This is a genomic window from Paucibacter sp. JuS9 (assembly GCF_044043925.2).
In the GTDB taxonomy this organism is placed as follows: Bacteria; Pseudomonadota; Gammaproteobacteria; order Burkholderiales; family Burkholderiaceae_C; genus JAUASW01.
In genome coordinates, this window is record NZ_CP194172.1 from 562,713 (window position 1) to 575,742 (window position 13,030).

Consider the following 13,030-nt stretch of genomic DNA (forward strand, 5'->3'; position numbering starts at 1 on the left):
GATCAGGCGCTCGCCCGCAGGCGCCGCGTGCGCCAGGTGCCCCAGCCGCTGCCCAAGGCCGACTTGAGAAAGGCCGCCAGGCCGCTCTCGCCAGGGCGGGGCTCGGCGCCCTTGGCAATTCGCTTGAGCTGGCGCTCGTACCAGAGCACCTCCATGATGCCCAGGCGATCAATCGCCTTCAGCCCGGTCCGGATGGCATGCACCTGCTGCGGGCTGTCACGCCCCTGCAGCAAGGCGGCCGGCGCGTCGGGGTCGATTGCAAGCAAGCGCGCCAGACCGACGACGTCCAGCGCGCCTGAGGCCAGGGCGGCCTCCATGCCGGCGGCAGTGCGGAAGCCGCCGGTCACCATCAGCGGCACAGCCACTGCGGCACGCACCTTCTCTGCAAAGCTCAGGAAATAGGCCTCGCGCGATGCGGTCGACGCAGTCTGGGGTTCGTGGTGGGCGCCGTTCATCGCGGGCGCTTCGTAGGTGCCGCCCGAGATCTCGATCAAGTCGATGCCCGCCTCGGCGAGGGCGCGGATGGTGTCCAGCGACTCCTCCTCGGTGAAGCCGCCGCGCTGGAAGTCGGCCGAGTTGAGCTTGATGCCGACCGGAAACCCAGGGCCGACCTGGCGGCGCACCTCGGCATAGACCGCCATCACGAAGCGGCGGCGCTTCTCGGGCGTGCCGCCCCATGCGTCCTCGCGCTGGTTGTGCCGGGGTGAGAGGAACTGGTTGACCAGGTAGCCATGGGCGCCGTGGATCTGCACGCCGCTGAAGCCGGCGCGCTTGCACACCGCCGCGCTGCGGCCGAAGCGGCGGATCACGTCGGCGATCTCTTCCTGCGTCGCCTCGCGCGGCGTCTCGAAGAAGGCGGCCATGTCTTCCCGGAATGGCACGGCGGAGGGCGCGATGTTGTAGGCGTTGAGCCCCTTGGTGGATTGCTTGCCTGGATGGTTGAGCTGGGCCCAGATCGCGGCGCCGCGGCTGGTGGCGGCCTGGGCCCATTGCGTCAGCATGCCGAGGTCCGACTCGTCTTCGATGGCGACATTGCCGGGCTCGCCCAAGGCGCGCCGGTCGACCATCACATTGCCGGTCACGATCAGGCCCAGGCCCGAGGCGGACCAGCGCTGGTAGAGGGCGACAAGGGCGGGCGTCGGCCGGTTGTCGTAGGTGGCGAGCGTCTCGCTCATGGCGGCCTTGGCCAGCCGGTTGCGCAGTACCGTGCCGTTGGGCAGGGTCAGGGGCTGGGCCAGCAGCCGGCGGGCGGGATGGGAGGTCTTTGGCACGGCGTGTTCTCTTCGTGGAGGAGGTCAGAAGGGGCTGCGGTCCCAGGGCGCGATCACCCGGGGCGGCTGCAGGAAGGCGGTCAGGCCCTGGAACCACAGCACCTCGCGGAAGTCGCCGCTGATCGCCAGATCCTGGCTGCCCACACCGCGCAGGAAGGCCGGCTGAGCGTCCTTGGCCGAGAGGATCTCGAAGCCCTTGGCCGCGCTTGAAAAGCTCAGCGTGAAGTTGGGTTTCTCGCTCAGGCCAGCAGTGGAGCGCACGGTGCCGCGCTCGATCAGGTAGGTGCGACCCGCACCCGAGGCCGTGCGGATCTGGAAAGTCAGCTTCTTGGCGCCGACATAGCGCGCGCAGTCAGCGTCGCTGCGAATCTTGCGTTGCAGCAGCTGGGCGAAGAGCCACAGCAGGAACTTGAACTTGAGCATGGCGGGCAATCGTCAAAGAGGGTGGAGACGGCGACGCTGGCCCTCACTCGGCCAGGAACTGCAGGGCGTGCTGCAGGAAGCGCTGCGGGCACTGGAACTGCGCGGCGTGGCCGGCGTCGGGGTAGACGAACAGCTGCGCGTTGGGCAGGTTGCGCGCCATGTAGAAGGAGTTGACGGTGGCCACCATCACGTCGTTCACGCCGTTGAGGATGAAGGTGGGTTGCCGGATGCCGCGCAGGTAGGCAAAGGGATCGTCCTCCTGGAGCCGGGGCAGGTAGTGCAGATTGGCTTCGATCTGGGCGCTGGCCACCTCGGCTGAAGACGGTGGGTCCTGGTCCACCCGCTGGTGGCGCCGCGCCCAGAAGTCTCGCGCGGCCTGCTGAGCCTGCGCTGAGCGGCCAAAGAACAGGTAGGCAAAGTCGTCGACGGTGGGCACCGGATTGACGGCGGTACTCAGCACGCGCTGCTCCAGTGCCGGGTCGCCACCGCGCGGCCCGGTGCCCAGCAGCATCAGCTTGCGCACCAGGTCCGGGTGGCGCCAGGTCAGGTCCAAGGCCTGGAAGCCGCCGAGCGAAAAGCCCAGCAGGTCCACGCGGTGCAGCCCCAGGGCACGTATCGCCGCCGCCGCGTCATCGGCCATGTGCTCGATGCGCTTGCGCGGCGTCCCGCTGGACGAAGCAACGCCGCGACCGTTGAACAGGATCACCTCGCGTCCGGCGGCCAGGCCGTCGGTCATCAGTGGGTCCCAGTGATCCATGCCACCGCGGTAGTGCTGGAGGAAAAACAGCGGCGGCTGGCCCGTGGCGGCATTGCCCCAGCGGCGGTAGGCGAGGCGCTCGCCCTCCACCTCGACAAAGCGGGTGGGGGCGGTGAGATGGGTGTGGCTCATGGCGGCGTCCGGGTGATGGCTGGCGGGCTGCGGCACGGTTTCAGCGGGCCAGGAATTCCAGCGTGCTGCGCACGAAGTCGGCATGGAACTGGAAGGCGCCGCCATGACCGGCATCAGGGTAGATGATCAGCTGGCTGTTCGGCAGCCGCCGCGCCAGGTCGTGTGAGTTGACCGTGGGCACCATGCGGTCGTTGTCGCCATTGACCACCAGCACCGGCTGCTTGACCACCGACAGATCGGCCGGGGCCTTCTTTCCCCAGGCGCGCAGCGCCCCCAGTTGCGCGAAGAAGGCGCTGTTGGTGATTTCCTTGTCACGGTTCTCGCCGCGCTCCTGCAAGCGCGCCAGGAAGGCCTTGCCGGCCTCGATGCCGCCGGGCGTGCGCGTGAAGAACAGGAACTGCTTGGGGTCCTGGCCCGTGAAGAAGCCGCGCAGCATGTCGTAGAAGGTCACGCCCGCCACCGAGCTGATGCCCTCGCCGCCGGCCGGGCCGGTGCCGGCCAGCACCATCTTGCGCACGAGTTGCGGCTCCTTGAGCACGATCTCCTGGGCGATCATGCCGCCCATCGAGAAGCCCAGCAGGTCCACCTGCTGCAAGCCTTTGGCCTTGATGAAGCGCAGGGCGTCTTCGGCCATCTGCTCGATCGAATCCGCTGGCTTGCCGCTGCTGGCGCCGATGCCGCGGTTGTTGAAGGCGATGACATGGTGCTTGGCAGCGATGCCGTCCATGACGCGCGGATCCCAGTTGTCCAGCACGGCGGCCAGATGCACCAGGAACACCACCGGTGTGCCGCCGTGCTGCTGGCCCATCTCGCGGTAGGTGTAGTCCACGCCACCGGCAGTGACGGTCTGGGTCGGCACGGTCTTCCACGACAGCTCGGACTTTTGATCCGTCGACGGCTGGCTTGCGGCCGCATCCGCTGCGGCGGGTTCCGCTGCGCCCGCCATGAGAGGGTGCAGGGTCGTGGACAGGGCGAGGCCCAGGGCGATTGTGCTGAACAGGCGTTTCATGAGGGTCTCCGGGCTCAGGCTTCGAGCGTGGGGTAGTCGGTGTAGCCCTTGGGGCCTGGCGTGTAGAACGTCGCCATGTCCAAGGGGTTGAGTGCTGCCTCGGCCTGCATCCGCGCCACCAGATCGGGGTTGGCGATGAAGTGGCGGGCAAAGGCGATCAGGTCGGCGTGGCCGGCCTCGAGCGCTCGCTCGGCACCGGCCCGGTCGAAGCCGCCGGCCAGGATGAACACCCCCTTGAACGTGCTGCGCAGGCGCAGCTTCAGTTCGGCGGGCACCGGAGGGGCACCCATGGCGGAGTGGTCCAGCAGGTGGACGTACAGGATGCCGACCTGTGCCAAGGCTTCGGTGAGGGCCTCGTATTGCGCCTCGACATCGGGGTAGGCGCCGGTGCCGTTGAACACACCGTAGGGCGACAGGCGAATGCCCACGCGGTCTGCCCCAATGGCGGCCACGGTGGCACGCACAACTTCCAGCGCGAAGCGGTTGCGGCCCTGGATCCCCACTCCATACGCATCGCTGCGTCGGTTCACGTTGGCATTCAGGAACTGCTCGATCAGGTAGCCGTTGGCCGCGTGCAGTTCGACACCGTCGAACCCGGCCTCGATGGCCAATTGTGCCGACCGGGCGTACGCCGCCACCGCGTGGTCGATGTCGTCCGTCGTCATGGCACGGGGCGCACTGTGCGGCTGCATGCCCAGCGTATCGGTGTGCATCTCGCCAGGGCATACGTCGCCGGTCGGCCCGACCACCTCGGCACCTGCGGGCAGGTTGGCCACGTGGGCCACGCGCCCGGTGTGCATCAGTTGCACGAAGATCTTGCCGCCCTTGGCATGCACGGCGTCCGTCACCATCTTCCAGGCCTGCACATGAGCCGCGTTGAACAGGCCGGGAATCCGGGCATAGCCCAGGCCGTCGGGCGACGGCGAGGTGCCCTCGGTGACGATCAGGCCGGCCGTGGCCCGTTGGCCGTAGTACTCGGCCATCAGGGCGTTCGGCATGTTGTGCTCGACGGCGCGGCTTCGGGTCATGGGGGCCATCACGATGCGGTTGCGCAAGGGCAGGGAGGGCGCGGAGAGTGCGGTGAAGAGCATGTCGGGCTTTTTTGTGGATGGCTGGGTTGAACGACGTCGTATCACTGAGCCTGGGGCAGGTAGACCGGGCGCGGCGCGGTCAGGCCTTGCCTGACCTGCTGGGTGAGTGCGTCGGCCAGCACCTCGTCGGCGCCTGCCGCCAAGCCGTCCAGGGCACGCTGAACGATTTCTTCAGCGCTGCTTTTCGCGACCTCGAAGCCGCGCGTGAGATCGGTGTCGACATAGGCCATGTGCAGGCCCAGCACCTGGGTCTTCTGGCCTGCCAGCTCGTGGCGCAAGGCATTGGTCAGGGCCCAGGCAGCCGACTTGCTGGCCGAGTACGCGGCCAGCTCGCCGCCGTTCACCCAGGAGGCCACGGACAGCACATTGAGCAGCGCGCCGCCGCCATTGGCCTTGAGCACAGGCGCGAAGGCCTTGCTCATGTTCAGCACGCCGAAGAAGTTGGTTTCGAAGATGCGGCGGGCCACCGCTTCGCTGTCCTCGGCGAGAAAGCCGCCGGGCTGGGCAATCCCGGCGTTGTTGATGACCAGGGTCACGTCGGCCGCCTCCCGTGCCGCAGCCGCGATTTCTTCGGGCTTGGTGACATCGAGCCTCAGGGCCTGGACGCCCGGCAAGCTCACGGTGGCGGGGTCGCGCGCGGCGGCGTAGACCTTGCGGGCGCCGCGTGCCAGCAGTTCGCGGGCAAAGGCGAGGCCGATGCCGCGATTGGCACCGGTGACGAGGACGACGGCGTTTTCAATGTTCATGGGAGGCTCCTGAGAGTGGGTTGAGTATTCGTATGACGGTCGTCATATTTACGGGCGTGCCAGGGCGGTCGGCCCCAAGGGATCAAGGGATCAAGGACTCAGCGAATCTTGATGACGACCTTGCCCTTGGCGCGGCCGCTTTCGACATAGGCCAGGGCTTCGTTGGTGGCTTCGAAGGGGAAGACCTTGTCGACCACCGGGCGGATGGCGCCGGACTCGATCAGCTGCGCGATCTGCTTCAGCTGGCTGCCGCTGCCCTTCATGAACAGGAAGCTGTAGTGGACCTTTAGGCGCTGGGCCAGGCGGCGAACGCTGAAGCTGAGGGCGCGCATGACCTGCGCGACGAACCACGGGGCCTTGCTGTCTTCGGCGAATTGCGGGTCGGGCGGCCCGGAGATCGAGATGAGGTGGCCGCCAGGCTTGAGCACGCCCAGCGACTTCTTCAATGTCTTTTCGTCCTGGCTGTTCAGCACCACGTCGTAGTCGCGCAGCTGCGCTTCGAACGCTTCCTTCTTGTAGTCGACGACGACATCGGCGCCCAGGCCCTTGACCAGCGCGACGTTCCCCGTGCTTGTGGTGGTGGCCACCGTGGCGCCCAGGTGCTTGGCCAGCTGGATCGCAAATGTTCCGACGCCGCCGGAGCCCGCCTGGATGAAGACCTTCTGACCCTTGCGGAGTTGGGCCCTCTCGACCAGGGCCTGCCATGCCGTCAAGCCGACCAAGGGGATGGAGGCGGCTTCCTCCATGCTGATGTTCCGGGGCTTGAGTGCCACGGTGTCTTCACTGGCCGCCACGAATTCCGCGAAGGTCCCGATGCGCAGGTCGCGGGGCCGGGCATAGACCGCGTCGCCTACCTTGAACTGGCTGACACGGGGGCCGACACGAGCCACCACGCCGGCCACGTCGTGCCCGAGGATGAAGGGGGTGCGGTACGGCAGGATGAGCTTGAACTCGCCGTTGCGAACCTTCACGTCGATCAGGTTGACGGCGGCCGCGTGGACCTGGATCAAGACCTCGTCGGGGCGCAGTTCCGGCTCGGGCACATCGCCAGCCCGCAGAGGCTGGTTCTTGCTGTAGCGATCAACGATGAAGGCTTTCATTGCTGCATTTCCTTGTTGCCGCCAGATTCAGAACCCCAGCCAGCAGCGGCGCTTGAAAGGGATGTTTGCATGATGATCATCATATATAAATGCAAAAAAAGGGGGCAATGCGCTCACGCCCCAGACGAATCCAGGCGCTTCAAGGCCGCCGTGCACAGCGAGTCCGACAACGCAGCATCGTCGACCGCGCGGGCCAGCATCAGGGTACCCACCATGGTGGCCACGGTCACCAAGGCGCGGTCGTGGGCGCCTGGCTGTCCCCAATCCGGCGCCTGGCGTGCGACCAGATCGATCATTTCCTTGATGCGGCGGGTGGCCGCACGACGCACTTCAGGCGCTTGGCGCGGCATCTCGGACCCGAGGGCCGCCACCGGGCAACCCGTCTCGATACCGGCGAGGTGTTCCTTGGAGAGGTAGGCCTGCATCAGGGCCTGGAGCGCCTGCTCGGCGGGCGCGGCGGCAACCACACGGGCACCGAAATCGTTGGACTCCGCGCCTGCGCGGTCCGCCGCCTCGGCGAGCATGGCCTCGCGGGAGTCGAAGTGGGCGTAGAAGGCGCCATGCGTCAGGCCCGCCTCCTTCATGATGTCGGCCACACCGGTGCCGTCGTAGCCGCTGCGCCGGATGGCGCGTGCGGCAGCCTGCACGATGCGCTCGTGGGACGCTTCCTTGGCTGCGGCTCGGGCGCTGATGGTTGGTTTACGCATGATGCGCATCATACGACACGCGAGCTGATGATGCAAGGGCTGTACGGCAAGACCGCGATGACGCGGCTTCGGGCTTCGCGGACCTTCGATCCAGTGCTGCTCCAGTGGCGGTGCTGTTGTTGACACCTGGCGGGCATCAGCCTGGGGAGAGAATCGCGGCCTGGGCTTGCCCAGTGTGGCTATACAGCCTGTCCGCAAACTACTGCTGCAATCGCCAGCCCCCCAATGACCGACGCCCACCACACCAGCCTGCCGCAATGGCCCCACGCCTATCCGGCCAGCGGCGCCAGCGCCACGCTGAAGTTGCTGAACGAAGATTTCATCGTGACGGAACTGCCGCTGCAGCAGCCCTGCGGTGAGGGCGAACACATCTGGCTGGAGATCGAAAAGAACGGCGCCAATACCGCCTTCGTCGCCCAGGAACTGGCGCTGGCCGCCGGCGTGCAGGAATGGGACGTGGGCTATGCCGGCCTCAAGGACCGCTACGCCATTACCCGTCAGTGGTTCAGCATCTATCGGCCGAAGGGCGAGGCGCTCGACCTGACCCAGCTTCAGCATCCGGAGTTCAAGGTGGTGAGCCAGAGCCGGCACGTGAAGAAGCTGCGCCCCGGTGACCTGCAGGGCAATCGATTCCGCATCGTGCTGCGTGACCTGAGCGGCGACGCCGGTGCCGGTGCCAATGCAGTCATGGCCGCCGTCGAGGCCAATCTCCAGGCTGTTGCGGCGCAGGGCGCGCCCAACTACTTCGGCGCCCAGCGATTTGGCTTTGATGGTGGCAATGTCGAGCAGGGACGGGCCATGCTGGCGCGCGAGATCCGCGTGCGCAACCCGAAGAAGAAGGGCATCTACCTGTCGGCAGTGCGCTCCTTTGTCTTCAATGAAGTGCTGGCGCTGCGAATCGAGCAGGGGCTCTGGGGCAAGAGCTTGCCCGGTGACGTGATGGATGAGGCGGGTCGGCCCACCGGGCCGCTTTGGGGCCGGGGCCGCGTCATCACCACCGAGCAAGCACAGGCCCTGGAGAACAGCGTGGCTGAACGTCATGCCGTGTTGTGCGATGGCATGGAGCATGCCGGCCTGGACCAGGAGCGTCGTTCGCTGGTGGCAAGCCCGGTGGACATGTCGTGGGAATGGCCGCAAGCCAACCAGCTGGTGCTGAACTTTTCCCTGCCGGCCGGGACCTATGCCACGTCCATTCTTGGCGAGATTCTCCGCACCACGGAGCCCGACCGGCACACGGAAAGCGAGCCTGCGGCTGCCGAATGACGGTACCTGCTCGCCCGGTCGAGCTCCGCCGCTGAGCTAGACGGTAGAGACGACCGCAAAGCCACCATAAATCAGCCGCTTGCCGTCGAAGGGTGGCTCGGCGGCGTTCTGCATGCGCGGATCGGCCATCATCTTTTGCCAGGCCTCGTCGCGTGTCTGACGCGAAGGCCAGTTGATCCAGGAGAACACGACCGTCTCGTCCGGCTTGCACTGGACAGCCATCGGGAAGGATGTGAGTTTGCCTTCGGGCACATCGTCTCCCCAGCAGTCCACCACGCTGATCGCCCCATGCTCCTTGAACATCTGGCCCATGGCCTGCGCATGGGCCACGAAGTCGGCCCGTCGGGCGGTGGGAACGGAAGCGACGAATCCATCGACGTAGCCCATGGCTTTCTCCTTTGAACTGATGGAATGGCAGACGGGGCTGGGAGCTGTCAGCGTACAGTCTCCCTGCATTCGCAGCGCTCGCGCTGAATCGAATCGCTTGAATTCCATCATGGCGGATGATTTCAAGGCATGCGACTTCGGCAGCGGCGCGCTGAACTGTTCGGAGCCGCCGATGGCGACGATTCATGCGCCCCAGCTTGATGTGCCGGCCAGTAAAGGTTCAACAGGATCAACGCCCCCGTTTGATTGGAGGCTCGCGATGACTTTGTGCCGAATGCCAGCGCTGCTCATCGGAGCAAGCGTCTGCGCTGCTGCGTTCACCGCAAGCTCCGCCGCCTGGGCAGACAGCCCCACCTGGGTTCAGGCCCAAGCGGTTCGGGCCACCAGTACGCAATGCGGCAACAAGCGCTTCATCATGCTCAAGGCCACGGCAGCCAAGCTCCCCATATCGGCCACGGAGCCGGGCTGCATTGACAGTGAAGAGTTCTACACCAAGGTGTTCGTCGCCAAGGCCTTCTTCAAGGCAGAGAGGCGCGGCCCGGTGTGCGAATCCGATGTGGATGCCGGCATCCTGTTTTGCAAGAAGGATGACATTGCGCTGCTGCTGGGCAAGGCCAGCGATATCGAACGCGCCTTCAGGCAGAACCCGGCGCCCAAGGGTTGCAGCTTCAGCACGCGCAAGTACCAGTACGTTTCGAGCGTGGGCGACATCCGATTCGGCAATCTGCCCAGCCCCGGCATGATGACTGTCGCTGAGAGCTTGGCCCTGCATGCGAGGGAGCGCCAACGGATCATTGCCGAATGCAATGCCAGCCCCGCATGCCAGGCCGAGGTTCAACGCCGCAGTGTCAAGGGCCGAACCATCTACACCTGCCCACCGGGCTACTACCTCGGCGGCACGATCGACAACCCCTTCGCAACCTGCATTCCCGACTGAGCCAGCCACTACTACTTGGTGGCTCCAGGCCGCGATGGCTGCCTTCTTGCCCAGCACCATTTCGTTGAGCGAGGGCGGGGGGGGGGGATGTGCAGGGCCGGGCGGTCTTGGGATCTTGTTCCCCGAGCCAATTCAAGATGATCAAGATGATCGCCTGACGTTGGTCAACAGCCCGACTTTGAGCCATGACTAGAATGCCGCCATGCGTCTGAGTCGCTCCCTGCGTGCGTTGATCTCCTGGCTGGCCTGTTGTGCCATCCTGTTGACCGCGCTCGCGCCTGCGATCTCGCATGCCGTGCAAAGCGATGTGCCGGACGGCTGGACCGAGATCTGCTCGGTCACCGGCGCCAAGCTGGTGCGCATCGCCGATGGCGAGACGCGTGCCAAGCCGGGCCCGGCCGATTCTGGCCTGCATGTCTACGGCCACTGCCCTTACTGCGCCCTGCATGTAGACGTGCTAGGCCTGCCGCCTGCGGCGACGGCCGAGCCGGCCTTGCTGCCGCTGACTTTCGAGGTGCCCGAGCTCTTCCTGCTCGCCCCGCGCACCCTGCATGCCTGGGCCACCGCCCAGCCGCGTGCCCCTCCGCTGAGCTCCTGAGTCCCGACGACGGTCGCTGAGCGCGCACACCTGCGCCGCCAGCGTCATTTCCTCGTTCGTCTGCGCCGCCAGCTTCTGCTGGCGCGCGGGCCTCACGGAGTCTCACCATGTCCCTGATCGACCATGACTTCTACTGGCAGGAAGTCGCTTCGGCGCGCCGCGCCTTGCTCGGCCCGGCCGTGATCGTGTCGGCCGCCCTGGCCGCCATGCTCACGCTGACCGGTGCCACCCGTGTCGCGAAGCCCGCCACGCCGGGCCTCGACGCCTGCCAGCGCTGCCTGCTCGAGCAGCGCGCGCCCTCGGCCGCGCCGGACCTCGCCACCTAGCCCGCTGGGCTCGGCCAGCCCAGCCACCCGTTCAAGCATGCCCCGAGCGCCTCCGCTTCCGCGGGCCTGCTTCGTGTTTTCTGTTCCCGATGACAAGACCCCAGATGCCCAAGATGCAAGCCCTGACCCCCATTTCCCTGGCCCTGATCTCCTTGCTGGCCACGAGCGCCTTCGCCCAGACCGCTGGCAGCGCCGAGCCCAGCCAGCTTGACCGTGTGACCGTCAGCGGTACGGCCGCCGCGAGCGACCGCTACACCAAGGCCGCCAGCAGCTCACGCCTCGCCTTGAGCCTGAAGGAAACGCCCGCCAGCCTGACCGTGATCGACCGCGAGACCATCGAACTGCGCGGCGCCGCCAACACGCAGGACATTTTGAAGAGCGTGCCCGGCGTGGTCTTCGCCGACCCACCGGGCTCCGCCGGCAGCGTGTTTTATCGAGGCTTTGGATCGGGCTCGCTGGCCCAGCTCTACAACGGCATCAGCGTGCAGTACGACGCCATTGCCGCGCGGCCGGTGGACAGCTGGATCGTCGAACGCCTGGAGGCCCTCGGAGGCCCCTCGAGCTTCCTGAACGGCTCGGGCGCCGTGGGCGGCACGATCAACGTGATCACCAAGATCGCTGACACCAGCGGCGACATTTCCCGCCTGTGGCTGGGCGTGGGCGACAAGTCGCAGGCCGCCGCCAGCCTGCAGCGCAGCCTCGCCGGCTCGGTGCTACGTGTGGAGCTGAACCGCAGCAGCGGGGCGTTCTGGACTCAGGGCCGCGACCGCGACGCCTGGCAGGCCTCGGCCTCCTGGCGCTTGCCGCTGGCTACCGGCCTCACGCACACGCTGGCCGTCGAGCGCCAGCATGAAAAGGTCACGCAGCCCTACTGGGGCACGCCGATGCTGCGCGCGGCCGACGGCAGCGTCAGCGGCCAGCTCGCCTTTGACTCCGGCACCTACGGCAAGAACTACAACGTGATCGATGCTCGCTACGAGCAGGACGTGACCTGGGCACGCTCGCTGCTGGATTGGCAGCTCTCGCCACAGACCCGCTTCACGCACACGCTGTACCACTACGAAGCGCTGCGCGACTACGACAACGTCGAGGTCTACACCTTCAAGAACAACAACACGCAGGTCGAGCGCTCCAGCGCGCTCTTGCAGCGCCATGACCAGCAGGTCATCGGCAGCCGCGCCGAGCTGAGCCATGCGACAAAGATCGCCGGCCGGCGCTCAGACTTCGCCCTGGGCTGGGACTGGAGCTACAACGAGCAGACCCGCTTCCCCCTCTCGGTCAACGGCCCCTTCGACCTGACCGACCCCTACACCCCGCGCGACACCTTCTTCCTGCAGACGCCGGGCGTCAGCAAGACCTACACGCCGGGCGCCACCAACCTGCTGCACACGGTCGCCCTGTTTGCGGAGAACCGCACTGAGCTGGGCGAGGGCTGGGCCCTGGTCAGCGCGCTGCGGGCCGACCGCATCGGGCTGGACGTGCGCAACCACCGCGCGGTCACGACTACCAACCCGGCCCTGTTCAGCACGCAGTTCAAGCCGGTGACCGGCCGCCTCGGCCTGGTGAAGGACCTGTCCAAGGACTGGCAGGTTTACGCCCAGGCCAGCACGGCCGCCGATCCGCCGTCGGGCCTGCTCGCCACGGCCGGCTTCAGCGCGCTACGCGATTTCGACCTGACCAAGGGACGGCAGGTGGAACTCGGCAGCAAGCTCGGCTTCGACCAGGGCCGCGGCTGGGCCACGCTCGCGCTCTACGACATCACGCGCAAGAACCTCTCCATCACCGACCCCAACGACCGCACCAAGGTCATCCCGGTGGGCGCGCAGAGCAGCCAAGGCGTGGAACTCAGCGCGCAATGGCGCAGCAGCGCGCAATGGACGCTGGGTACGCAGTGGAGCTACACCCGCGCGCGCTACGACAACTTCGTCGAGACGGTCGGCACCAGCACCGTGTCGCGGGCCGGCAACCAGCCTGCCAACGTGCCCGCCGTCGTGGCCGGCCTGACGGCCGACTGGCGCCCGAGCGAGGCACTGACGCTGGGCGCCGACTGGCGCTACGTCGGCAAGCGCTATGCCAACACCGCCAATACGGTCTGGGACGAGGGCTACCAACTCCTCGGCTTCAGCGCCGTGCTGCGCCTCACGCCGCAGATCAGCGCCCGCGTCCGCGTCGACAACGCCACCGACAAGCGCTACGTCGCGAGCCTGAGCAGCAGCCTGCCCTATATGGGCGCGCCGCGCAGCGTCAGCGCCGCGCTGGACCTGCGCTTTTGAACATGATGGC

Annotated in this window: 14 protein-coding genes; 5 read left to right on the forward strand and 9 right to left on the reverse strand. The window is 66.9% G+C overall.

The genetic code is table 11. The features are described 5' to 3' along the window. Nucleotides 1–2: 2 nt before the first annotated feature. From ABT392_RS02445 to ABT392_RS02480, 8 genes are all read right to left on the reverse strand, one after another. The gene (locus ABT392_RS02445; protein WP_395386742.1) at nucleotides 3–1,271 is read right to left on the reverse strand and encodes an NADH:flavin oxidoreductase/NADH oxidase family protein; all 1,269 of its coding nucleotides are present in this window, start codon (nucleotides 1,269–1,271) and stop codon (nucleotides 3–5) included. Nucleotides 1,272–1,295: 24 nt separating this feature from the next. Then, a complete protein-coding gene (locus ABT392_RS02450) occupies nucleotides 1,296–1,694 on the reverse strand; it encodes a helicase (protein WP_395386741.1) in 399 nt (132 codons plus the stop codon). Between the two features lie 43 nt (nucleotides 1,695–1,737). Next, nucleotides 1,738–2,583 carry an alpha/beta fold hydrolase gene (locus ABT392_RS02455; protein ID WP_395386740.1) on the reverse strand — a complete coding sequence of 282 codons (846 nt, stop codon included), beginning with the start codon at nucleotides 2,581–2,583 and terminating at the stop codon, nucleotides 1,738–1,740. 40 nt (nucleotides 2,584–2,623) lie between these two features. Beyond that, nucleotides 2,624–3,592, reverse strand: a complete 969-nt coding sequence (locus tag ABT392_RS02460) for an alpha/beta fold hydrolase (RefSeq protein ID WP_334278528.1) — start codon at nucleotides 3,590–3,592, stop codon at nucleotides 2,624–2,626. A 14-nt stretch (nucleotides 3,593–3,606) separates the two neighbouring features. After that, entirely contained in the window at nucleotides 3,607–4,683 is a 1,077-nt protein-coding gene (locus ABT392_RS02465; RefSeq protein WP_395386739.1) for an alkene reductase, read from the reverse strand. 41 nt (nucleotides 4,684–4,724) lie between these two features. Next, nucleotides 4,725–5,429: an SDR family oxidoreductase gene (locus ABT392_RS02470; RefSeq protein ID WP_334278530.1), complete on the reverse strand. Its 705-nt coding sequence runs from the start codon at nucleotides 5,427–5,429 to the stop codon at nucleotides 4,725–4,727. Between the two features lie 98 nt (nucleotides 5,430–5,527). Continuing rightward, nucleotides 5,528–6,529: an NADP-dependent oxidoreductase gene (locus ABT392_RS02475; protein WP_334278531.1), complete on the reverse strand. Its 1,002-nt coding sequence runs from the start codon at nucleotides 6,527–6,529 to the stop codon at nucleotides 5,528–5,530. Between the two features lie 113 nt (nucleotides 6,530–6,642). Further along, nucleotides 6,643–7,248, reverse strand: coding sequence for a TetR/AcrR family transcriptional regulator (locus tag ABT392_RS02480; RefSeq protein WP_334278532.1), 606 nt, complete (start codon nucleotides 7,246–7,248; stop codon nucleotides 6,643–6,645). Nucleotides 7,249–7,461: 213 nt separating this feature from the next. Here ABT392_RS02480 and truD point away from each other — a divergent pair, with 213 nt between their 5' ends. Next, nucleotides 7,462–8,499, forward strand: coding sequence for a tRNA pseudouridine(13) synthase TruD (gene truD, locus ABT392_RS02485; protein ID WP_395386738.1), 1,038 nt, complete (start codon nucleotides 7,462–7,464; stop codon nucleotides 8,497–8,499). Nucleotides 8,500–8,535: 36 nt separating this feature from the next. Here truD and ABT392_RS02490 read toward each other — a convergent pair whose 3' ends face one another. Continuing rightward, a complete protein-coding gene (locus tag ABT392_RS02490; protein ID WP_395386737.1) occupies nucleotides 8,536–8,886 on the reverse strand; it encodes a DUF1428 domain-containing protein in 351 nt (116 codons plus the stop codon). Between ABT392_RS02490 and ABT392_RS02495 the strand changes: the two genes are divergently transcribed. From ABT392_RS02495 to ABT392_RS02510, 4 genes are all read left to right on the forward strand, one after another. Continuing rightward, nucleotides 8,885–9,823, forward strand: a complete 939-nt coding sequence (locus ABT392_RS02495) for a hypothetical protein (protein ID WP_464970895.1) — start codon at nucleotides 8,885–8,887, stop codon at nucleotides 9,821–9,823. The two genes, ABT392_RS02490 and ABT392_RS02495, sit on opposite strands and share 2 nt — an antisense overlap. A 202-nt stretch (nucleotides 9,824–10,025) precedes the next feature. Then, nucleotides 10,026–10,421, forward strand: a complete 396-nt coding sequence (locus tag ABT392_RS02500; RefSeq protein ID WP_334278536.1) for a DUF2946 domain-containing protein — start codon at nucleotides 10,026–10,028, stop codon at nucleotides 10,419–10,421. A gap of 107 nt (nucleotides 10,422–10,528) precedes the next feature. Next, nucleotides 10,529–10,747: a hypothetical protein gene (locus tag ABT392_RS02505; RefSeq protein ID WP_334278537.1), complete on the forward strand. Its 219-nt coding sequence runs from the start codon at nucleotides 10,529–10,531 to the stop codon at nucleotides 10,745–10,747. A gap of 113 nt (nucleotides 10,748–10,860) precedes the next feature. Further along, a complete protein-coding gene (locus tag ABT392_RS02510) occupies nucleotides 10,861–13,020 on the forward strand; it encodes a TonB-dependent receptor (RefSeq protein ID WP_464970896.1) in 2,160 nt (719 codons plus the stop codon). Nucleotides 13,021–13,030 lie beyond the last annotated feature (10 nt).

Bases quoted from the DNA above. Each gene is read 5' to 3' on its own strand.
- ABT392_RS02450 (WP_395386741.1), bottom strand. From the start codon at position 1,694: ATGCTCAAGTTCAAGTTCCTGCTGTGGCTCTTCGCCCAGCTGCTGCAA.
- ABT392_RS02455 (WP_395386740.1), bottom strand. From the start codon at position 2,583: ATGAGCCACACCCATCTCACCGCCCCCACCCGCTTTGTCGAGGTGGAG.
- ABT392_RS02460 (WP_334278528.1), bottom strand. From the start codon at position 3,592: ATGAAACGCCTGTTCAGCACAATCGCCCTGGGCCTCGCCCTGTCCACG.
- ABT392_RS02465 (WP_395386739.1), bottom strand. From the start codon at position 4,683: ATGCTCTTCACCGCACTCTCCGCGCCCTCCCTGCCCTTGCGCAACCGC.
- ABT392_RS02470 (WP_334278530.1), bottom strand. From the start codon at position 5,429: ATGAACATTGAAAACGCCGTCGTCCTCGTCACCGGTGCCAATCGCGGC.
- ABT392_RS02475 (WP_334278531.1), bottom strand. From the start codon at position 6,529: ATGAAAGCCTTCATCGTTGATCGCTACAGCAAGAACCAGCCTCTGCGG.
- ABT392_RS02480 (WP_334278532.1), bottom strand. From the start codon at position 7,248: ATGATGCGCATCATGCGTAAACCAACCATCAGCGCCCGAGCCGCAGCC.
- truD (WP_395386738.1), top strand. From the start codon at position 7,462: ATGACCGACGCCCACCACACCAGCCTGCCGCAATGGCCCCACGCCTAT.
- ABT392_RS02495 (WP_464970895.1), top strand. From the start codon at position 8,885: ATGGCTTTCTCCTTTGAACTGATGGAATGGCAGACGGGGCTGGGAGCT.
- ABT392_RS02490 (WP_395386737.1), bottom strand. From the start codon at position 8,886: ATGGGCTACGTCGATGGATTCGTCGCTTCCGTTCCCACCGCCCGACGG.
- ABT392_RS02500 (WP_334278536.1), top strand. From the start codon at position 10,026: ATGCGTCTGAGTCGCTCCCTGCGTGCGTTGATCTCCTGGCTGGCCTGT.
- ABT392_RS02505 (WP_334278537.1), top strand. From the start codon at position 10,529: ATGTCCCTGATCGACCATGACTTCTACTGGCAGGAAGTCGCTTCGGCG.
- ABT392_RS02510 (WP_464970896.1), top strand. From the start codon at position 10,861: ATGCAAGCCCTGACCCCCATTTCCCTGGCCCTGATCTCCTTGCTGGCC.